18 protein-coding genes and 1 tRNA gene are annotated in these 19,427 nt (G+C 69.4%); 9 read left to right on the top strand and 10 right to left on the bottom strand.

What is annotated here, in order from left to right:
* Positions 1-445: 445 nt before the first annotated feature.
* The 6 genes from QMO56_RS16400 to def all read right to left on the bottom strand — a co-directional run bounded on the left by QMO56_RS16400 (position 446) and on the right by def (position 6,862).
* Positions 446-3,097: a UvrD-helicase domain-containing protein gene (locus tag QMO56_RS16400; protein WP_283527385.1), complete on the bottom strand. Its 2,652-nt coding sequence runs from the start codon at positions 3,095-3,097 to the stop codon at positions 446-448.
* Positions 3,094-3,528: a hypothetical protein gene (locus QMO56_RS16395; protein WP_283527383.1), complete on the bottom strand. Its 435-nt coding sequence runs from the start codon at positions 3,526-3,528 to the stop codon at positions 3,094-3,096. The genes QMO56_RS16400 and QMO56_RS16395 overlap by 4 nt, the downstream gene beginning before the upstream one ends.
* A gap of 322 nt (positions 3,529-3,850) precedes the next feature.
* Positions 3,851-4,429, bottom strand: a complete 579-nt coding sequence (locus QMO56_RS16390; protein WP_283527382.1) for a cytochrome b — start codon at positions 4,427-4,429, stop codon at positions 3,851-3,853.
* A gap of 185 nt (positions 4,430-4,614) precedes the next feature.
* Positions 4,615-5,376: a tRNA pseudouridine(38-40) synthase TruA gene (gene truA, locus QMO56_RS16385; RefSeq protein ID WP_283527380.1), complete on the bottom strand. Its 762-nt coding sequence runs from the start codon at positions 5,374-5,376 to the stop codon at positions 4,615-4,617.
* Between the two features lie 5 nt (positions 5,377-5,381).
* Positions 5,382-6,323 (bottom strand): methionyl-tRNA formyltransferase, encoded by a 942-nt coding sequence (gene fmt / locus QMO56_RS16380; protein WP_283527393.1) that lies wholly within the window; start codon positions 6,321-6,323, stop codon positions 5,382-5,384.
* Positions 6,324-6,328: 5 nt separating this feature from the next.
* The gene (gene def, locus QMO56_RS16375) at positions 6,329-6,862 is read right to left on the bottom strand and encodes a peptide deformylase (protein WP_283527378.1); all 534 of its coding nucleotides are present in this window, start codon (positions 6,860-6,862) and stop codon (positions 6,329-6,331) included.
* Positions 6,863-7,025: 163 nt separating this feature from the next.
* Here def and QMO56_RS16370 point away from each other — a divergent pair, with 163 nt between their 5' ends.
* From QMO56_RS16370 to QMO56_RS16360, 3 genes are all read left to right on the top strand, one after another.
* On the top strand, positions 7,026-7,502 hold the full coding sequence (locus tag QMO56_RS16370) for an Hsp20 family protein (RefSeq protein ID WP_283527376.1): 477 nt from the start codon (positions 7,026-7,028) through the stop codon (positions 7,500-7,502).
* A gap of 176 nt (positions 7,503-7,678) precedes the next feature.
* Positions 7,679-7,921 (top strand): hypothetical protein, encoded by a 243-nt coding sequence (locus tag QMO56_RS16365; RefSeq protein ID WP_283527374.1) that lies wholly within the window; start codon positions 7,679-7,681, stop codon positions 7,919-7,921.
* 116 nt (positions 7,922-8,037) lie between these two features.
* A tRNA-Thr gene (locus tag QMO56_RS16360) sits at positions 8,038-8,112 on the top strand.
* Positions 8,113-8,218: 106 nt separating this feature from the next.
* Here QMO56_RS16360 and QMO56_RS16355 read toward each other — a convergent pair.
* The 4 genes from QMO56_RS16355 to gatC all read right to left on the bottom strand — a co-directional run bounded on the left by QMO56_RS16355 (position 8,219) and on the right by gatC (position 12,141).
* Complete coding sequence (locus tag QMO56_RS16355; RefSeq protein WP_283527372.1) at positions 8,219-8,848, bottom strand: glutathione S-transferase family protein; 630 nt, start codon at positions 8,846-8,848, stop codon at positions 8,219-8,221.
* 64 nt (positions 8,849-8,912) lie between these two features.
* Positions 8,913-10,367 carry an Asp-tRNA(Asn)/Glu-tRNA(Gln) amidotransferase subunit GatB gene (gene gatB, locus QMO56_RS16350; protein WP_283527370.1) on the bottom strand — a complete coding sequence of 485 codons (1,455 nt, stop codon included), beginning with the start codon at positions 10,365-10,367 and terminating at the stop codon, positions 8,913-8,915.
* On the bottom strand, positions 10,364-11,848 hold the full coding sequence (gatA, locus tag QMO56_RS16345) for an Asp-tRNA(Asn)/Glu-tRNA(Gln) amidotransferase subunit GatA (RefSeq protein WP_283527368.1): 1,485 nt from the start codon (positions 11,846-11,848) through the stop codon (positions 10,364-10,366). The genes gatB and gatA overlap by 4 nt, the downstream gene beginning before the upstream one ends.
* Before the next feature lie 5 nt (positions 11,849-11,853).
* Positions 11,854-12,141 carry an Asp-tRNA(Asn)/Glu-tRNA(Gln) amidotransferase subunit GatC gene (gene gatC / locus QMO56_RS16340; RefSeq protein WP_283527366.1) on the bottom strand — a complete coding sequence of 96 codons (288 nt, stop codon included), beginning with the start codon at positions 12,139-12,141 and terminating at the stop codon, positions 11,854-11,856.
* A 68-nt stretch (positions 12,142-12,209) separates the two neighbouring features.
* Between gatC and ruvX the strand changes: the two genes are divergently transcribed.
* The 6 genes from ruvX to topA all read left to right on the top strand — a co-directional run bounded on the left by ruvX (position 12,210) and on the right by topA (position 19,426).
* Positions 12,210-12,683 carry a Holliday junction resolvase RuvX gene (ruvX, locus tag QMO56_RS16335; protein ID WP_283527364.1) on the top strand — a complete coding sequence of 158 codons (474 nt, stop codon included), beginning with the start codon at positions 12,210-12,212 and terminating at the stop codon, positions 12,681-12,683.
* 74 nt (positions 12,684-12,757) lie between these two features.
* Complete coding sequence (locus QMO56_RS16330) at positions 12,758-13,702, top strand: aspartate carbamoyltransferase catalytic subunit (RefSeq protein ID WP_283527362.1); 945 nt, start codon at positions 12,758-12,760, stop codon at positions 13,700-13,702.
* Positions 13,703-13,710: 8 nt separating this feature from the next.
* The gene (locus QMO56_RS16325; protein ID WP_283527360.1) at positions 13,711-14,985 is read left to right on the top strand and encodes a dihydroorotase family protein; all 1,275 of its coding nucleotides are present in this window, start codon (positions 13,711-13,713) and stop codon (positions 14,983-14,985) included.
* On the top strand, positions 14,985-15,569 hold the full coding sequence (plsY, locus tag QMO56_RS16320) for a glycerol-3-phosphate 1-O-acyltransferase PlsY (protein WP_408906532.1): 585 nt from the start codon (positions 14,985-14,987) through the stop codon (positions 15,567-15,569). Before QMO56_RS16325 ends, plsY begins: the two co-directional genes overlap by 1 nt.
* On the top strand, positions 15,566-16,669 hold the full coding sequence (gene dprA / locus QMO56_RS16315) for a DNA-processing protein DprA (RefSeq protein ID WP_283527357.1): 1,104 nt from the start codon (positions 15,566-15,568) through the stop codon (positions 16,667-16,669). Before plsY ends, dprA begins: the two co-directional genes overlap by 4 nt.
* Positions 16,670-16,726: 57 nt before the next feature.
* Positions 16,727-19,426, top strand: coding sequence for a type I DNA topoisomerase (gene topA, locus QMO56_RS16310; protein WP_283527391.1), 2,700 nt, complete (start codon positions 16,727-16,729; stop codon positions 19,424-19,426).
* The last annotated feature ends 1 nt before the right edge of the window (position 19,427 follow it).

The raw sequence follows: 19,427 nt of genomic DNA, 5'->3' as shown, positions 1-19,427 counted from the left end.
ACATCGCCGTTGTGCTCGACCGCCTCGCCCGGGGCCACACCATCGACCGCATCGACGAACTCCTGCCGTGGAACTTCAGGCTCACCGCATCACCCGCGGGAACGGGCTGACGCTTACGCGTCTCCGGCGGTCCCCGCGCTTTCGGGTCCGGGTCCCCGGCGCCGGCGCCGGCGCCGGCAGGGTGGCCGGCTAGGTCAGCGTCAGCCCATCGCAAATCCGACGTGCGAGCGCGATCGCGCCCCGATCAGCGCGGCGTCTCCTCGTCCAGCGTCGCCGCCGACACAATGGCGCGGAACTCGTCGCGCACCTCCGGCTGGTGCCGGCTGTCCGGTCGAATTGGGGGCCGCTCCAACCAAAGCACTGCGGCGGCGCGCCGGGAGAGCGTGCGACAGCACGCATGATCGGTGTGTCGCATTCGAATGCGACGTCGCGCTCTCGCGATCGCCTATCGTCGCAGCGGCGCAGTGGTCTTACAATCGGGATAGCCTGAGCAGCCCACCATCGGACTGTAGCGCGCTTTCGGGCGCGCCTTCATGCGGCCCTTGGCGCAAGTCGGACAGCTGTCGCCTGGAGCCATGGGCGTGGTCAGGTGAACGCGATTACTGGACCGGCGTGGCTCGCCATCGGCGACATTGCGCTTGAAGTCGCACACGCCGCACCCTTCGAAAGCACCATAGGTGCCTGATCGTTGCGCCAGCACCCCCCTACGGCATTTAGGGCACGGCCGAAGGTGCCCGCCGTCTTCCAATCGCAGTTCGATCAGGTCCTTTGCAGCCATCTCGATCAGGAAACGCGAGGGCGCAGATGCCTTGGTGTATATCCGGACCTGCCGCCGGGCCCGCGTCATCGCGACGTAGAAGACCCGCCGCTCCTCGGCCATGGGGAAGTCTTCGCCGTCGGGCATGGCCAAGACCAGCACCGGGTCGTCCGCGACCTGGCTGGGGAAGCCGAGGGTGTCCTCAACCATGTTGAGGATCATCACATAGTCGGCCTCAAGCCCCTTCGCCGAGTGGATCGTGCGGAACTCGATATCGAGTTCGTCCCCGAAATTCTGTTGCCAGGCCCTGAGTGCATCCTTGGGTTCATCGTGATTGTAACGGCCAAGCAGCATGACGGTGATTCGACGCCCCTCTACGCGATCGACAGCATGTTTCTGGATCTGTCCGTGCAGCCGCCTGAGATGCGTCTCGGCGCCCTGCAGCGCCTGCTCCGACGAGTCGAAGGCGAAGGCGACGATCGACCGTCCTTCCCGGGTGTTGGTCGTCTGAACGGTCTTTTCTAGCTGGCGTGGATTCGCTGAGACGAAGGCGCCCGAGGCGTCGCACAGCGACTGCGGACAACGGAAGGTGGTTGCCATCTTCAATTGCGAGGAGTGCCGGAACGTGCCGGCGAATTCGGTCATCACCGTTAGATCGGCTCCCGCAAAGCGATTGATGCTCTGCCAGTCGTCGCCGACGACGCAGAGATGCCCGCGCTGATCCGTCTGATCGAGCAGCGCCTTCAGAAGCCTGACCCGCGCGCGTGAACTGTCCTGGAACTCGTCGGCGAAGATCATGGTGTACGGGCTGTTGTAGGCGCCGGCCTCGATCAGCGCCGCCGCTTCAACGAGCATATCGTCGAAATCGATGCACGACGCCTCCCGCAGGCGTCGCTCCCACTCATCCGCGATACGCTCGTAAAGGGCTAGAAAGCTCAGCGAGCGCGCCGAGTGCGCGTCGTCGTCGGATGCCTCGATGCGGCGGCGGATCTCAGCTACCGTCGTGCCGCCACCCTTCACGTGCTGCTGAAAGCCGCGCACGAGGTTGGCCAGAGCCAGCGTGTCCATCGGCGGCTCTCCCTTGGCTGGGCGGCTCGCATCGTAGACCGGCTCCACTCCGCGCGCTTTCAGCGCTTCGGCAAGCTCGTGAAAGGTGACGCCGCGACGGATGCCATGCGAGGTCGTCTCGAACAAATCCGTTCCATGTTCAGCATGGCATTCGCGCTTCCAGGCGATGCCCGCCAGATAGTCACCGGTGAAGTGGGGTGGCGGGTTTCCGTCGCGTCCGAGAGCGAAATGTTCGTGATAGAGCTCCGCATCGGGATAGTAGAAGTCGGGGCGATACTGCTGGTGCGTGGCCGTCCGAGTGTCGTGCTGATAGTCCCGCTCATACTCATATTTCACGCCGTGGTAAAACAGCCAATCGGCGATCAGTCGCTCTTCCTGGCTCTTGACCCAATCGCCGTTGGCGGTGTGGATGTCACCACGACCGGTATCCTTTGGTTCGATCAGATCGGCGGCCCGCCCTATAGGTCGCCCGAAAACCGTCCGGAACAGGTCCCATTCGACTCCGAAGCCCGGGTCGCGTGAGCGCAGATCCTCGACGATCTCGACGATCATCTCATCTTCCTGACGCCGCTTGCCCACCCAGCGCGCCACGGCCGGCCTCAGACCCTGTCTTTTAGTGATGACGTCCCTGCCGAAGGCGTGGAATGTCTTGACCGTAACCCGTTCCGCGCCGTCCGTCCCCTTCAGACGCTCACGCACCCGTTGACGGAGCTCGTCGGCAGCGTCCGTGTTGAAGGCGAGCAGCAGGATCTGCTCGGGCTTGGCTAGCTCTTGGTGAAGCACATAGCCCGTCTTGGCGACCATCGTGGACGTCTTACCCGAGCCGGCAGCCGCCACGATCTGCACGGCATCGTCCATGCAGATACAGGCGTCAGCCTGTTCGTCGGTCAACGGCGAGGCTTCCACTGTGTCGAAGAACGCCTTCAACTTGGCCTTCTGATCAATCAGATGCTGCTGGTTGTGTGTCGCGAACTCGGCGAGGAGCTTCCTGGTCGCGACCCGCGTGGTGGCACCGAAGCTGTCGCGCTCTGCCCCTGGCGGAGGATATGCCTCGATAATGCGATGTGCGGCGCTCTGCGGGATCCAGCGAGACCGATCAACCTCGGGCTCCCATTTCTTTCGCCAGTCGCGCTCCTGTGCCTCCTGCTCACGGCGCCACCGATCCGGATCGAAGGGCTTCGACGAACCGCTGCTGAAGGACGATCGCTTCTCGTCCGAGCCGAATATGCTTCCGGCAAGCGCGACCGCCCCAAGGGCCAGCCACTCGATCACCGCCCGCTGCCCATCACGGGAGGTTCTCTTCGCGATACTCCCCTACGACCCAGATGAAGCTCTGCACGTCGATGCGGTCGGCCGGGTTGAGCTGCGTCAATACCCACCGCCGTATCGTCAGCCAGGTCGAGCAGGCTCCAATACACATCGGCCGTGATCTCCGAGTCATACTCGATCGCGAACCGATGGCCGATTCTCTCCACGAAGTCGCGAGTGGCTGTAGGCTTCAGGAACATGCGCTTGTCGGGCGACCACAGGAACGGCAGGTATGTGGAGATCGGCCAGGTCAGCGTCCCGTGCGGCGCGATCGCGTTACGCATCACAGCGATCCCGGTGTTGCAGTTGCCATCGGCGAAGATGGCCGCCGCCCGGAGGAATGCGCCGCCATGCTCCGCCAGAACCTCGCGAAGCCTGGTCGATTCCTGCAACAAGGTTCGATCGAAGCTGTTGAGTGCCGGTTCGTCCTGAACGAACCGTCGACAGACGGGATTGTTGAAGATTCAATTGCCTACCGGACGCTCTGTGTATGCAACGAATATTTGAAGCATGCGGATGGTGCGGAAACAAGACGACACGTCGGCATCTCACATGGAGAAGGTTCGAATCCGGTCGCACTCGCTCCGCCACCCGGCCTTTTCCCGGCGACGCCTTCTGCTCGCCCGCTTTGCACAGCCCAGTGGTAGGCGAAGCGCGCTCCGTCCGAAGCCCGGGCTCTCCCAGAACCGGCTTGTTGCGCCGGTGTGCTCCCTCCCGTCAGGCGCGCTCGGCCTGTGCAACCTCCCGGACACGTCCACGCCGACCCGCCATGCGGGCCAGCATGTCGTCGCCCCAGAGAAAGCGATGGACCAGCGCCATGGCGGCATGTCCGCCCACGAGGGCCAGCAGGCTCCAGGCCAGCAACCCGTGCACCGCGTTGGCCGGTGCCACCAGGCTCTCGATCCGTCCCTCGAAGCCCGGCATCAACGGAATGCCGAAAGGGGCGAAAGCCCGGCCCGAACCGTATTGCCGCAGGAGCGCCAGGGCCGGGACCGTGACCATCAGCCCATAGAGCGCCAGGTGCCCCAGCCGGGCCGCCAGGCCCGGAAGCCCGCGCTCATAGTGCGGCCGTCGCCCCCGGTTGAGCAGGCTCCAGCCTCCGCGCAGCAACACCAGCAGAAAAAGCAGGACGCCCACGCCGCCATGGCTGCCCACCATGAAGGCTGTCAGCGGCGATCGCCCGACGGTGATCCGCACGACCATTCCGGCGAACTGCCAGGCGAAGAGCAGCGCCATGCCCCAGTGCAGCACCCGGCTCACCAGACCGTAGCGGGAGGGTGTATCAAGCCATTGCAAGGATCGGATCTCGCTTCATTCCACGGCCAAGGCCGATGGCCTGCCGAAAATGCGAGAGATTCGCAATTTCAAAATCTCGGCCGGGCCGTGAAGAAGTCCCCGGCAGTGTCGTGCTCCCCTGCCCCCCCGGTGCCGATCGGCTCCGGCCCGCATCGCATTTGCGCCAGGAGCCTCGGAGAGCGCTCTCAGCCCCAGTCCAGCGGCTGCGGATAGCGGGCGAAGAGGAAGGTCAGCCCTTCCGGTGGTGCGGTCTGTCCGGCGGCGGTGCGGTCGCGCCCCTCCAGCAGGGCGCGTGGCCAGGCGACCGGCCGCCGCCCGAAGCCCACCTCGACCAGCGTGCCCACCAGGTTGCGCACCTGGTGATGCAGGAAGGAGCGGGCCTCCGTCTCCACCGTGATCTCGTCCCCCTGGCGCGTGACGTCCAGCCGGTCGAGGGTGCGCAGCGCGTCCTTCGCCTGGCAGGAGGACGCCCGGAAGGCCGAGAAGTCATGGCGGCCGAGCAGGCCTTGCGCCGCCTCGTGCATGGCCGCCGCGTCCAGGGGCGGGGCGACATGCCAGACGCGCCCCGCCTCCAGTGCCGGGCGGGCGCGGCGGTTCAGGATGCGGTAGCGATAGCCGCGTTTGATGCAGGAGAAGCGCGCGAACCAGTCCTCCGGCGCCCGCGCGGCGCGGACCACCGAAACCGGATGCGGGCGGCTGTGGAAGTTCAGGGCCTCGCGCAGGCGCTCGGGCGCCAGCTCACGGCCCAGATCCACCTGCACCACCTGCCCGACGGCATGAACGCCCGCATCGGTGCGGCCCGAGGCCATCATGCGCGCGGGCTGCCCCCCGTTCAGGGGCGCGGCGGCCTCCTCCAGCACCTGCTGGATGGAAAGGCCGCTGCTCTGCCGCTGCCAGCCGACGAAGGGGGCGCCGTCATATTCCACCAGCAGGGCGTAGCGCGGCATGTGGCTCAGCCCAGGACCATGCCAGGAGGGAGCGCGTAGCCGCGCAGGAAGGCGGCGGCGTCCATCGCGCCGCGCCCGGCGCGCTGCAGGCGCTGCAGGCGCAGCACGCCCTCCCCGCAGGCGATGCGCGGCGCGTCGTCCAGCACGGCGCCGGGCGCGGCGGAGGCGGGCGCGGCGGAGGCGGGCGCGGCGGAGGCGGGCAGCGGCTCGGGCACAGCCTGCAGGACGCGGATCGTCTCCCCATCATGCGTGAAGAAGGTGCCCGGCCAGGGGTTCAGTGCGCGGACGCGGCGATCCAGGGCGGCGGCGCTGTCGGTCCAGTGCAGCCGGCCGTCCTCCTTGGTGAGCTTGGGCGCATAGGTCACGCCCTCCTCCGGCTGGGGTTGCGGCACGGGGTTCTCGGCCAGGGCGCGCAGGATCAGCGTGGCGCCCTGCGCGGCCAGTGCGTCATGGATGGCGGGCGTGCCGTCGCGCGGGCCGATCGGCACCCGGCCGGCCAGCAGCATGGGGCCGGTGTCCAGCCCCTCCTCCATCTGCATGATGGTGACGCCGGTTTCCGCATCGCCGGCCAGGATGGCGGCCTGGATGGGCGCGGCGCCGCGCCAGCGCGGCAGCAGGGAGGCATGGATGTTCAGGCAGCCGCGCCGCGGCGCCCGCAGCATGGCCGGCGGCAGGATCAGCCCATAGGCGGCGACCACGGCCGCATCGAGACCCAGCGCGGCGAAGGCGGCCTGTTCCGCCTCGTCGCGCCGCAGCCGCGCCGGGTTCCGCACCGGCAGGCCGAGTTCCAGCGCGGCGCGGTGCACCGCGCAGGGCGTCTCCTTCTGCCCGCGGCCGGAGGGCCGGGGCGGCTGCGTATAGACCGCCACGATGTGGTGCCCGGCCCCGTGCAGCGCCCGCAGCGCCGGCACCGCGAAGTCGGGGCTGCCCATGAAGGCCAGGCGCAGCGGGGTCATTCGCCGTCCCGCGTCCTGGCCTTCAGCTCCTTGGCCAGGCGGCGCAGCAGCATGTTCCGCTTCAGCGCCGAGATGTGGTCGACGAACAGCACCCCGTTCAGGTGATCGATCTCGTGCTGGATGCAGGTGGCCAGCAGCCCCTCGGCGGTGCGTTCCTGCTTCGCGCCCTCCAGGTCCTGCCAGCGCACCTTGACCTGGGCCGGGCGCGTCACGTCCGCGTACTGGTTGGGCAGCGACAGGCAACCCTCCTCCCGCGTCGCCATCTCCGTGCTGGCGGCGACGATCTCCGGGTTCACCATGACCATTGGTTCCGGCTTCTCGTCCGGCTGGAGGTCGATCACCACCATCCGCAGCAGGCTGCCGATCTGCGGGGCGGCCAGGCCGATGCCCGGAGCCTTGTACATGGTGGCCAGCATGCGCGGAGCCAGGGCGCGCACCGTGTCGGTGTCGCCGGCGCCAACGGGGCGCGCCTTGGCGCGGAGCCGCGCATCAGGCACCAGGAGAATGGGCAGCAGATCGGTATCGGACATGGAAAGGGTGCTGTAGCCGCCGCGCCCGGCGCCATCAACTGCCTTGGCCGCCAGCCGGCACGACCCCTTGCATCACCGCTTGGTTTGCACAACTTATGAGCCAAGGCAGGGTGCTTCGGGTCCTGCCGCAGGCTCGCTCGCTTCTGAGGAGTTCCGTTCCCCCATGTCTCGCTCTTCGCTTTTCGGCTCGCCCCTGTTTCTTGGCTTCGATCATCTGGAGCAGATGCTCGACCGCGTGGCCAAGAACGCCGATGGCTATCCGCCCTACAACATCGAACAGACGGGCGAGAACCGCCTCCGGATCACCCTGGCTGTTGCCGGCTTCAGCATGGATGACCTGCAGATCACGCAGGAGGACAACCAGCTGGTGGTCCGCGGCAAGCAGCGCGAGGAGCCCGAAGGGCGGATCTTCCTGCATCGCGGCATCGCTGCGCGCCAGTTCCAGCGCGCCTTCGTGCTCGCGGAGGGCATCGATGTCGAGGGCGCCTGGCTGGACAACGGGCTGCTGCACATCGACCTCAAGCGCCCGCAGCCCGAGGTACGGGTGAAGTCGATTCACATCGGCACCCGTGGTTCGCAGGGTGGCCGGCCGCTGGTGCAGCGTGACACTGTCGACGAAGGCGCATCAACGGTCAGGTAAACTTTCCCCCCCCGTCCTTCATTCTGGATATAGATCCTTTGTCCGAAGCTGCCTCCAGGGCGGCAGACAGAGGAAACCGGAAGGAGTGAACAGGGGAAGAAAAGCTGCCTCAAGACGCGAGACTATGGTCGCTCGCTGGGCTCGCCAGGCGAGACAGCACAAGGAGAATCCATGTCATGAATAAGGAAGGGCCTACTCGCTCCTTCACCGCGGCCGACGCGCTGCGGCAGCTTGCCCCGGCTGAATGGGCCCGCTTCGGAGCGGAGGAGATCGCCTATATCCGGCCCATTCTCGTCGACGGCAACCAAGCCGTGGCCATCCACGCCGCCGATGGGACGCAGATCGGCGCGGCGCCTGACGCCAATCTCGCCACTGCCGCGATTCTTCAGCACGAGATGGTGCCCGTCCTGGTGCACTGAAGGGGCCCAGGGCGGTACCCGTTCCGGGTTCCCGCCCCGCCCCCTGCATTTCTTCCACCAACCCCCATGCAAGGCAGTTGCCCTGCCTTGCCGGGGAGGCTAGATAGCGCCTGCGCGCCGACGTAGCTCAGCGGTAGAGCAACTGATTCGTAATCAGTAGGTCCCCGGTTCAATCCCGGGCGTCGGCACCAGCAGACCCTCCAAAAAATTCGGATTTTGCCACAAGTGGCCGTGCACGCCCCCTCTCCGGGGCGCAGCGGGTTGCCGGCCCTCGTAAGGGCCGGCCCCCGCCCATCGTCAGGCCAACGCCACCTGCATTCCGCGTGCCGCTGCCGGGCGCGCCATCATTAGCGCATACCAGGCAGCGACAGCCGGAAAGGAATCGAGGCTGCCGAGGTGGCGCTCATGCCGCCAAGCCCAGCCGAGGATGGCAAAGTCGGCGATGCTTGGCTCGCTCTCGGTCGCCACGAAGTCGCGGCCGGTCAGGCGCTTGTCCAGCACGCCATAGAGCCGCTTGGTCTCGTTGCCGTAGCGCTCCAACCCGTAGTCCCGCGCAGGCCCCTCGGGGCGCGTGAGGAAATGGTGATATTGCCCGGGCATGGGGCCGAAGCCGCCCATCTGCCACATCAGCCATTCCCACACCGCCACGCGGCCGCGCAGGTCCTTCGGCATGAAGCGCCCGGTCTTCTCGGCGAGGTAGAGGAGAATGGCGCCCGACTCAAAGACGCTGATCGGCTGCCCGTCCGGCCCCTCGTCGTCGATGATGGCGGGGATGCGGTTGTTCGGCGAGAACTTGAGGAATTCGGGATCGAACTGCTGGCCCTTGGTGATGTCGATGACCTTCACCGCATAGGGCAGTTCCATCTCCTCCAGGGCCACGCTGATCTTGCGGCCGTTGGGGGTGTTCCAGGTGTAGAGGGTGATCATGGGGGTGCGACTCTCCCGGTCCTGCGGTCAGGACCGGGAGGGAAGCACGGAGTGGCGCCGGGCGTCAGCCCGCCAGCTTCTTCTTCAGCAGATCGTTCACCAGGGCCGGGTTGCCCTTGCCCTGCATGGCCTTCATCGTCTGGCCGACAAAGAAGCCGAACAGCTTCTCCTTGCCCGAGCGGAATTCGGCGACCTTGTCGGCGTTCTTCGCCATCACCTCGTCGATGACGCCCTCGATCGCGCCGGTATCCGTCACCTGCTTGAGGCCGCGCTCCTCGACGATGGCGGCGGGCGGCTTGCCCGTCTCGAACATCGCCTCCAGCACCTCCTTGGCCAGCTTGCCGGAGAGGGTGCCGTCCTTGATGAGGTCGAGCAGCGCGCCGAGGTTCTCCGCGCTGACCGGCGAATCCCCGATCGAATGGCCGGTCCGGTTGAGACCGGCGAAGAAGTCGCCGGTGACCCAGTTGGCGGCCATCTTCGGATCGCGGCCCTGCGCCACCGCCTCGTAGAAGGCGGCGGTCTCCTTCTCCAGCGTCAGCACATGGGCGTCATAGGGCGTCAGGCCGAAATCGCCGACATAGCGGGCGCGGCGGGCGTCCGGCAGTTCCGGCAGGGCGGCCGCCAGCTCATCCACCCAGGCCTGTTCCAGCACCAGCGGCGGCAGGTCCGGGTCCGGGAAGTAGCGGTAGTCATGCGCGTCCTCCTTGGAGCGCATGGAGCGCGTCACGCCGCGCGTGGTGTCGAACAGGCGCGTCTCCTGGTCCACCGTCCCACCGGACTCCCAGACCTCGATCTGCCGCCGCGCCTCGGCCTCCACCGCCTGCATCACAAAACGGATGGAGTTGACGTTCTTCACCTCGCAGCGCGTGCGGAACCCCTCGCCCGCGCGGCGGACGGAGACGTTCACGTCGGCGCGCAGCGAGCCCTGCTCCATGTTGCCGTCGCAGGTGCCGAGATAGCGCAGGATCTGCCGCAGCTTGGTCAGATAGGCCCCCGCCTCCTCCGGCGAGCGCATGTCGGGCTCGGAGACGATCTCCATCAGCGCGACGCCCGAGCGGTTGAGGTCGATGTAGCTCTTGGTCGGGTGCTGGTCGTGCAGCGACTTGCCGGCATCCTGCTCCAGGTGCAGGCGGGTGATGCCGATCAGCTTGGTCGTGCCGTCGGCCAGCTCGATCCCGATCTCGCCCGTCCCGATCACCGGGAACTGGTACTGGCTGATCTGATAGCCCTGCGGCAGGTCGGCGTAGAAGTAGTTCTTCCGGTCGAAGCGGGACCAGAGATTGACCTGCGCGTTCAGCCCGAGCCCGGTGCGGACGGCCTGGGCCACGCATTCGCGGTTGATCACCGGCAGCATCCCGGGGAAGCCGGCATCGACGAAGCTGACCTGCGAGTTCGGCTCGGCGCCGAATTCGGTCGCGGCGCCGCTGAACAACTTGGCCTTCGAGGTGACCTGGGCATGGACCTCCAGCCCGATCACCAGTTCCCAGGGGCCGGTCGCGCCCTCGATCGTGTAGCTCATGCCGCGGCCCTCAGTGCCGGAAGCGCCGTGAAGCCGGCGGCGCGCTCGATGGCGCTGCCGACGGCGAAGACAGTCTCTTCATCGAAGGGCTTGCCCAGGATCTGCAGCCCGAGCGGCAGCCCCTTCGCGTCCTGCCCGGCCGGCACGGCGAGGCCGGGGATGCCGGCGAGGTTCGCCGTCACCGTGAAGACGTCGTTCAGGTACATCGCCACCGGGTCGTCCTGCTTCTCGTCCCGCCCGAAGGCGGCGGACGGGGTTGCCGGGGTCAGGATGGCGTCCACCTTGTCCCAGGCCTGGTCGAAGTCGCGCTTGATCAGCGCCCGCACCTGCTGCGCCTTCAGGTAGTAGGCGTCGTAGTACCCGGCGCTCAGCACGTAGGTGCCGATCAGGATGCGGCGCCGCACCTCCTCGCCGAAGCCGGCGGCGCGGGTGCGCTCGTAGAGGTCCTTCAGGTCCTCGCCGTTCTCGCGCAGCCCGAAGCGCACGCCGTCATAGCGCGCCAGGTTGGAGGAGGCCTCGGCCGGCGCGACGATGTAGTAGGTCGGCAGCGCGTGTTTCGTGTGCGGCAGGCTGATCTCCACCAGCTCGGCGCCCTCGGCCTTCAGCCAGGCCATGCCCTGGTCCCAGAGCGCGGCGATCTCGGCCGGCAGCCCGTCCAGCCGGTACTCGCGCGGGATGCCGATGCGCAGCCCCTTCACCCCACGGGCGCAGGCGGCGGCGAAATCCGGCACCGGGATGTCGGCGCTGGTGGAATCCTTCGGGTCGAAGCCGGCCATGGAGCCGAGCAGGATGGCGCAGTCCTCGACGGTGCGCGCCACCGGCCCCGCCTGGTCGAGCGAGGAGGCGAAGGCCACGATGCCGAAGCGCGAGCAGCGCCCATAGGTCGGCTTGATGCCGGCGATGCCGCAGAAGGCCGCCGGCTGGCGGATCGAGCCACCGGTATCGGTCGCCGTGGCGCCGAGCGCCAGCCGCGCCGCCACCGCCGCCGCCGAGCCGCCGGAGGAGCCGCCGGGCACCAGGAAGGTCTCTTCCTCCCCCTGCCGCTTCCACGGATTCTCCACCGCCCCGAAGGCCGAGGTGGTGTTGGAGGAGCCCATGGCGAACTCGTCCAGGTTCGCCTTGCCCAGGAACACGGCGCCATCCCGCAGCAGGTTGCCGGAGACGGTGCTCTCATAGGGCGGCACGAAACTGCCGAGGATGCGGCTGCCCGCCGTGGTGCGGGTGCCGGCGGTGCAGAACAGGTCCTTGATGGCCAGCGGGATGCCGGTCAGCGCCCGCCCCTCGCCCTTGGCGAGCGCGGCATCGGCCGCCTCGGCCTGGGCCAGCGCCAGCTCGGGCGTGGTGGTGATGTAGGCGTTGATCCGCGGGTTCAGCGCCTCGATGGCGCCGAGATGGGCGCGCGTCAGCTCGACGGCGCTGATCTCGCGCCGGCCCAGCGCGGCGCGGGCGCCGGCGAGCGTCATGTCGGTCGGGGCGGTCATGCGGCTCACTCCACCACCTTGGGCACGGCGAAGAAGGCGCCGGCGCGGTCGGGCGCGTTGGCCAGCACCTTCTCCTGGATGTCGCCATCGGTCACGCGGTCCTCGCGCATCCGCAGCGCCTGGTTGCCGCCGCCGGCCATCGGCTCGACGCTGGAGGTGTCCACGGCCTGCAACTGCTCGATCCAGCCCAGGATACCGTTCAGCTCGGCCTCAAGGCGTGGCAACTCGTCCTCCTCAACCCTGATGCGGGCCAACGAAGCGACGCGCCGGACAGTGGCGGTGTCGAGCGACATTTCTTTTTTCTTCCGGAGAGTGAAAGGTCAGGTTTGCGCGCAAACGGAGGCGGACCATAAACACCGCCATGCCCATCATCAACCTGACCGAGCTTCGCGCCGCGCTGCCACGGGGTCAAAGGCTCATTGGCCTCGATCCCGGCAAGCGGATCATCGGCGTCGCGCTGAGCGACGTCTCCCTGATGCTGGCCAGCCCCTATCGCGGCATGGCCCGGGCGAAGCTCGGCGCCAACGCCGCCGAGATCGCCGCCATCGCCCGCCGGGAGGGCGCGGGCGGGCTGGTGGTCGGCCTGCCGCTGGGGCTGGACGGCAGCTTCGGCCCCGCCGCCCAGGCGGCGAAGGACTGGGCCATCGCCCTCTCCAGCGCCACCGAGCTGCCGGCGGCGCTGTGGGACGAGCGGCTCTCCTCCTCCGCCGTGAACCGCATGATGATCGAGGAGGCGGACCTGACGCGGAGCAAGCGCGCCAAGGCCGTGGATGCCGCCGCCGCCGCCTACATGCTGCAGGCCGCGCTGGACGCCACGGCCCCTCCCCGCGCGTGACCCCGGCCCGGCGCCCCTTCCGGCCGGGCGCCAGGGTGGTTATGGTCCCCCGCCTCTAGCCGGACTGGTCCTCGATGCTGCCCTTTCCTCACCGGCACCTCCTCGCCCTCCAGGGCCTGGAGCCGCCCTACATCGCCGATCTCCTGGATCTGGCCGAGTCCTATGCCCTCCTGAACCGCAGCGGAAAGACGCAGCGGGACCTGCTGAAGGGCCAGACGCTGATCAACCTCTTCTTCGAGGACAGCACCCGCACCCGCACCAGCTTCGAGCTGGCGGGCAAGCGGCTGGGCGCGGACGTGATCAACATGTCCGTCTCGACCAGCAGCGTGAACAAGGGCGAGACGCTGCTCGACACCGCCTCCACCCTCAACGCCATGCATTGCGACCTGCTGGTGGTGCGCCACGCCCAGTCCGGCGCGCCCGCCCTGCTGAGCCAGAAGGTGGATGCGGCCGTCATCAATGCCGGGGACGGCACGCATGAGCACCCGACCCAGGCCCTGCTCGATGCGCTGACCATCCGCCGCCACAAGGGCCGGCTGGAGAACCTGACCGTGGCCATCTGCGGCGACGTGCTGCACAGCCGCGTCGCCCGCAGCAACATCCACCTGCTGACCACCATGAACTGCCGCGTCCGCGTCGTCGGGCCGCCGGCGCTGATCCCGGCGGAGGTGGACCGGCTCGGCGTCGAGGTCTTCCACGACATGAAGGCCGGCCTGGCGGAGGCCGATGTGGTGATGATGCTCCGCCTGCAGAAGGAGCGCATGGCCGGCGGCCTGGTGCCCTCCGCCCGGGAGTATTTCCGCTTCTACGGGCTGGACGCGGCCAAGCTCGCCCATGCGAGGCCGGATGCCATCGTCATGCATCCCGGCCCGATGAACCGCGGCGTCGAGATCGACAGCGCCGTCGCCGACGACCCGGCGCGCAGCGTGATCGGCGAGCAGGTGGAGATGGGCGTCGCCGTCCGCATGGCGGTGCTCGACACCCTCTCCCGCAACGTGAGGCGGAACGCCCGGCTGTGATGACCCCCATGCGCGACACCATCTTCGTCAATGCCCGCCTGATCGACCCCGCGGCGGGGCTGGATGCGCCGGGCAGCCTGCTGGTCAGCCGCGGCCTCATCGTGGACCATGGCGGGGCGCTCGGCATCCCCGAGGGCGCCGAGGTGGTGGAATGCGGCGGCGCCGTGCTCGCCCCCGGCCTGATCGACCTGCGCGCCGCCCTGGGCGAGCCCGGCGCGGAATATCGCGAGACCATCGAGAGCGCGGCCGAGGCGGCGGCGGCGGGCGGCATCACCACGCTTTGCGCCCTGCCCGACACCCAGCCGGCGCTGGACGACGCCGCCCTGCTGCAGTTCATGCTCCGGCGCGGCGAGGCGACCGGCAGCCTGAGCATCCTGCCCTATGGCGCCGCCACCAAGGGCTGCGCCGGCAAGGAGATCTCCGAATTCGGCCTGCTCCGCGAGGCCGGCGCCATCGCCTTCAGCGACGGCAGCAAGGCCATCGCCGAGGCCCGCACCATGCGGCTGGCGCTCTCCTATGCCCGCGCCTTCGGCACCTTCGTGGTGCAACACCCGGAGGAGCCCTCCCTCGCCCGCGGCGGCGTCGCCACCGAGGGCGAGCTGGCCACCCGGCTCGGCCTGCCCGGCATCCCGCCCGCCGCCGAGGCCATGATGGTGGCGCGCGACGTCGCCCTCGCCCGCCTCACCCGCGGCCATGTGCATTTCGCCCATGTCTCCACCGCCGCCGCGCTGGACCTGATCCGCGCCGCCAAGGCCGAGGGGCTGGCCGTCACCTGCGACACCGCGCCGCCCTATTTCGACCTGAACGAGACGGCGATCGGCGACTTCCGCACCTATGCCAAGCTCTCCCCGCCGCTGCGGCGGGAGGCGGACCGGCTGGCCGTGGTCGCCGCCCTGGCGGACGGCACCATCGACGCCATCGCCTCCGACCACCAGCCGGCCGACCCGGACGACAAGCGCCTGCCCTTCGCCCAGGCCTCGGCCGGCGGCACGGGGCTGGCGACGCTGCTCGGCATCACCCTGGCGCGGGTGCACGGGGAGGACCTGCGCCTCGCCGACGCCCTGGCGCTGCTGACCTGCCGCCCGGCGAAGCTGCTTGGCCTGGAATCGGGCCGCCTGGCGCGCGGCGCCCCGGCCGACCTCGTGCTGTTCGACGCCGAGCGCGCCTGGAAGGTCGAGGCCGGCAAGCTGCCGGGCAAGGCGCAGAACTCTCCCTTCGACGGCCGCGCCCTGGAGGGCCGGGTGCTCGGCACCTGGAAGGCCGGGCGGCGCGTGTTCGGATGATGCCGCTCGTCCTGGCCGCCCTGCTCGGCTACCTTTCCGGCTCGGTGCCCTATGGCCTGCTGCTGACCCGCGCCGCCGGCCTGGGCGATATCCGCAAGGTCGGCAGCGGCAATATCGGCGCCACCAACGTGCTGCGCACCGGCAACAGGAAGGTGGCCGCCGCCACCCTGCTGCTGGATGTGCTGAAGGGTGTGGTGCCGGTCCTGCTCTGCGCGGCGGCCTGGAGCCGGGAGGCCGGGTTCGTGGCCGGCATCGGCGCCATGGCCGGGCATGTCTTCCCGGTCTGGCTGGGCTTCAGGGGCGGCAAGGGCGTGGCGACCGGCGCCGGCGTGCTGCTCGCCGCCGCCTGGTGGCTCGGCCTGATCTGCGCGCTGATCTGGCTGGCCATGGCGAAGATCACGCGCATCTCCTCCGCCGCGGCGCTTGCGGCCTGCTGCGCCGCGCCGGTGATCGCCCTGCTGGCGGGCGATCTGAACCTCGCGGCCTTCGCCCTGGTGCTGGCGCTGCTCATCATCTTCCGGCATCGGGACAATATCCGGCGCCTGATGGCCGGCACCGAGCCGCGGATCGGCCGCAAGACGTGACCCCCTCGGAGGCGCTGGCGCGCCTGCGGCTCGCGCGGACGGACGGCATCGGCCCGATGACCTTCCGCCGCCTGCTGGAGCGCTGCCGCACCGCCGAGGCGGCGCTGGAGGCGCTGCCGGCGCTCTCCGCCCGCCGCGCCGTGCCCTTCCGGCCACCCTCCGCCGCCGCCGTCGCGCGCGAGATGGAGGAGGTGGACGGCATGGGCGGCCGCTTCCTGTTCTGGGGCGAGCCGGACTATCCGCCCCTGCTGGCGCTGCTGGAAGATCCGCCGATCGCGATCGCCGTCATCGGTGATCCCGCCCTGCTGGCAGCCCGCCAGGTGGGGGTGGTCGGGGCGCGCAATGCCTCCACCCTCGGCCGCCGCCTCGCAGGCGAGCTGGCCGAATCGCTGGTGGCCGCCGGCCTTGTGGTCACCTCCGGCCTCGCGCGCGGCATCGACGGTGCCGCCCATCTCGGTGCGCTGCGCCTCGGGCCGACGGTTGCCGTCATTCCCGGCGGGCTGGACCGCGCCTATCCGCCGGAGCACACGGAGCTGCAGTCCATCATCGCGGAGCGCGGCGCGGTGGTGGCCGAGGCGCCGCTCGGCACCGCGCCGATCGCGCGCCACTTTCCCCGCCGCAACCGGATCATCGCCGGGCTGAGCCTGGGCGTGGTGGTGGTCGAGGCGGCGCTCCGCTCCGGCACGCTGATGACGGCGAACCTGGCCCTGGAAGCCGGGCGGGAGGTCTTCGCCGTGCCCGGCAGCCCGCTCGACCCGCGCTGCGCCGGCTCGAACGACCTGCTGCGCCAGGGCGCGCACCTGACCGAGCGCGCCGCCGACGTGCTGGAGCATCTCCCCGAGGCCCCCCGTCCCGCACCCCTGTTCCGCCGGGCGCCCGCCGCCCAGGCATCGCCCGCCGCGCCCCCGCCGGCCGGCCTTCCATCGGGCGCCGCTCAAATCCTTGATCTGATAGGATCTTCACCAGTCACGGTTGACGAGCTTGTGCGGGCCTGCCACCTGTCGTCCGCTGCGGTACAGGCTGTCCTGCTGGAACTTGAGCTGGATGGGCGGATAGAAACCCTGCCGGGCAACCGCGTGATCCGCAGTGGATTACGATAGTCACCGCCGAAGCGGCGCCACCGCAAAGCGGCCATGAGAGAGCGCACGACACCCGCCATGACCGACGTCGTCGTCGTCGAATCGCCGGCCAAGGCGAAGACCATCAACAAGTATCTGGGGAAGGACTTCACCGTCCTTGCCAGCTTCGGGCATGTGCGCGACCTGCCGGCCAAGGACGGCAGCGTGCGGCCGGACGAGGATTTCGCCATGGACTGGTCCTCCGAGGACCGGGGCGAGAAGCAGGTGGCCGCCATCGCCAAGGCGGTAAAGGGCGCGCGCAACCTCTACCTCGCCACCGACCCGGACCGCGAGGGCGAGGCAATCTCCTGGCATGTCCAGCAGATGCTGCGGGAGAAGGGCGCGCTGAAGGGCGTGCAGGTCCACCGCATCACCTTCAACGAAATCACCAAGCGCGCCGTGCAGTACGCGCTGGAGCATCCGCGCGAGCTCGACACGCCGCTGATCGAGGCCTACCTGGCCCGCCGCGCGCTGGACTACCTGGTCGGCTTCACCCTCTCCCCCGTGCTCTGGCGCAAGCTGCCGGGCAGCCGCTCGGCCGGCCGCGTGCAGTCGGTCGCGCTGCGGCTGATCTGCGAGCGGGAAGCCGAGATCGAGGCCTTCCGGGCGCGCGAGTACTGGACGGTCGAGGGCCGCTTCCTGACCGCGCTCGGCGCTCCGTTCACCGCCCGCCTGACGCATCTGGACGGCAAGCGGCTGGAGCAGTTCGACCTGCCGGACGAGGCCAGCGCCCTGCGCGCCAAGGCCGCCGTCGAGGCGGGCGCCTTCACCGTCGCCAGCATCGAGAAGAAGCGCGTCCGGCGCAATCCGCCCGCGCCCTTCACCACCTCGACCCTGCAGCAGGAAAGCTCGCGCAAGCTCGGCTTCGGCGCCCAGCAGACCATGCGCCTGGCCCAGCAGCTCTATGAGGGCGTGGATATCCAGGGCGAGACGGTCGGCCTGATCACCTACATGCGGACCGACGGCGTGCAGATGGCGCGGGAAGCGATGTCCGCCATCCGCGACCATGTGAAGGACGCCTTCGGGCCGGACTACATCCCCGCCGCGCCGCGCGAGTATTCCTCCAAGGCGAAGAACGCCCAGGAGGCGCATGAGGCGATCCGCCCGACCGAGGTGAGCCGCACCCCGGAGCAGGTCGCCCGCTTCCTCAACCCCGAGCAGCGCCGGCTCTACGAGCTGGTCTGGAAGCGCGCCGTCGCCAGCCAGATGCAGTCCGCCGAGCTGGACCAGACGGCGGTTGACCTCGCCGAGGCCACCGGCAAGGTCCGCCTGCGCGCCACCGGCAGCGTGGTCGCCTTCGACGGCTTCTTGAAGCTCTACCGCGAGGACGTGGACGACGCCGCCGGCGCCGAGGACGAGGACAGCCGCATCCTGCCGCCGATGCGCGAGAAGGACCCGGCCAAGCTGACCGCCGCCCAGGCCGACCAGCACTTCACCCAGCCGCCGCCGCGCTATTCCGAGGCCTCGCTGGTGAAGAAGATGGAGGAGCTGGGCATCGGCCGCCCCTCCACCTACGCCTCCATCCTGCAGACCCTGCAGGACCGCGACTACGTGAAGCTGGAGAAGCGCCGCTTCATGCCGGAGGACCGTGGCCGGCTGGTCACCGCCTTCCTGGTGAACTTCTTCGAGCGCTACGTGGACACCAACTTCACCGCCGCGCTGGAGGAGCAGCTCGACGACATCTCCGGCGGCCGGGCCGAGTGGCGCGAAGTGATGCGCGACTTCTGGCAGGACTTCAACGCCGCCGTCGCCGCCACCAAGGACCTCACCATCAGCGAGGTCATCGACGCGCTGGACGAGGAGCTTGGTGCCCACTTCTTCCCCCAGCCCGCCGAGGGCGGCGACCCGCGCGCCTGCCCGGCCTGTGGCACGGGGCGGCTGGGCCTGCGCCTCGGTCGCAACGGCGCCTTCATCGGCTGCTCCAACTACCCGGAATGCCGCCACACCCGCCCGCTCTCGGTCGCCGGCGAGGGCGAGGCCGATGCGGCGCTGGCCGGCGGCATCAAGGAGCTCGGCACCGATCCCGTCACGGGCGCCCCGATCACGCTGCGGCGCGGCCCCTACGGGCTCTACGTCCAGCTCGGCGAGGGCGAGACCGACGCCAAGGGCAAGGCGATCAAGCCCAAGCGCGCCAGCCTGGCGCGCGGCATGGACCCCGACTCCCTGACGCTGGAACGGGCGCTGGCCCTGCTCGCCCTGCCCCGCATCGTCGGCGTGCACCCGGAGACCGGCGAGGAGATCAGCGCCGCGATCGGGCGCTTCGGCCCCTATGTGAAGATGGGCAGCATCTACAAGTCGCTCGACCGCGACGACGACGTGCTCTCCATCGGCATCAACCGCGCCGTAGCGCTGCTGGCCGATGCCAAGGCCAAGGTGCGGGCGCTCGGCCCGCATCCGAAGGATGGCGAGCCGGTGGAGATCAAGCGCGGGCGCTTCGGCCCCTATGCGCAGCATGCCGGCATGGTGGCCAGCCTGCCGCGCAACCTGCCGATGGAGGACATCACCCTGGAGCAGGCGGTGACCCTCCTGGCCGAGAAGGGCAAGAAGCTGCCGCCGCTCGGCGCCAAGAAGGGCGCGAAGAAGGCGGCGCCCCGCAAGGCGGCCGCTGCGGAGGCCACCGCCACGGAGGCCAAGCCGGCGCGGAAGGCCGCTGCCAAGGCGCCCGCCCGTAAGGCCAGCGCCAAGGCGACCACGGCCAAGGCGAAGCCGGCGCGCAGCCCGGCCAAGGCCAAGGCCTGAT

Source organism: Roseomonas sp. E05 (assembly GCF_030063475.1).
Taxonomy (GTDB): Bacteria; Pseudomonadota; Alphaproteobacteria; order Acetobacterales; family Acetobacteraceae; genus Pseudoroseomonas.
Note: the sequence above shows the minus strand (reverse complement) of the source record. Positions and strands in the feature narration are given on the sequence as shown.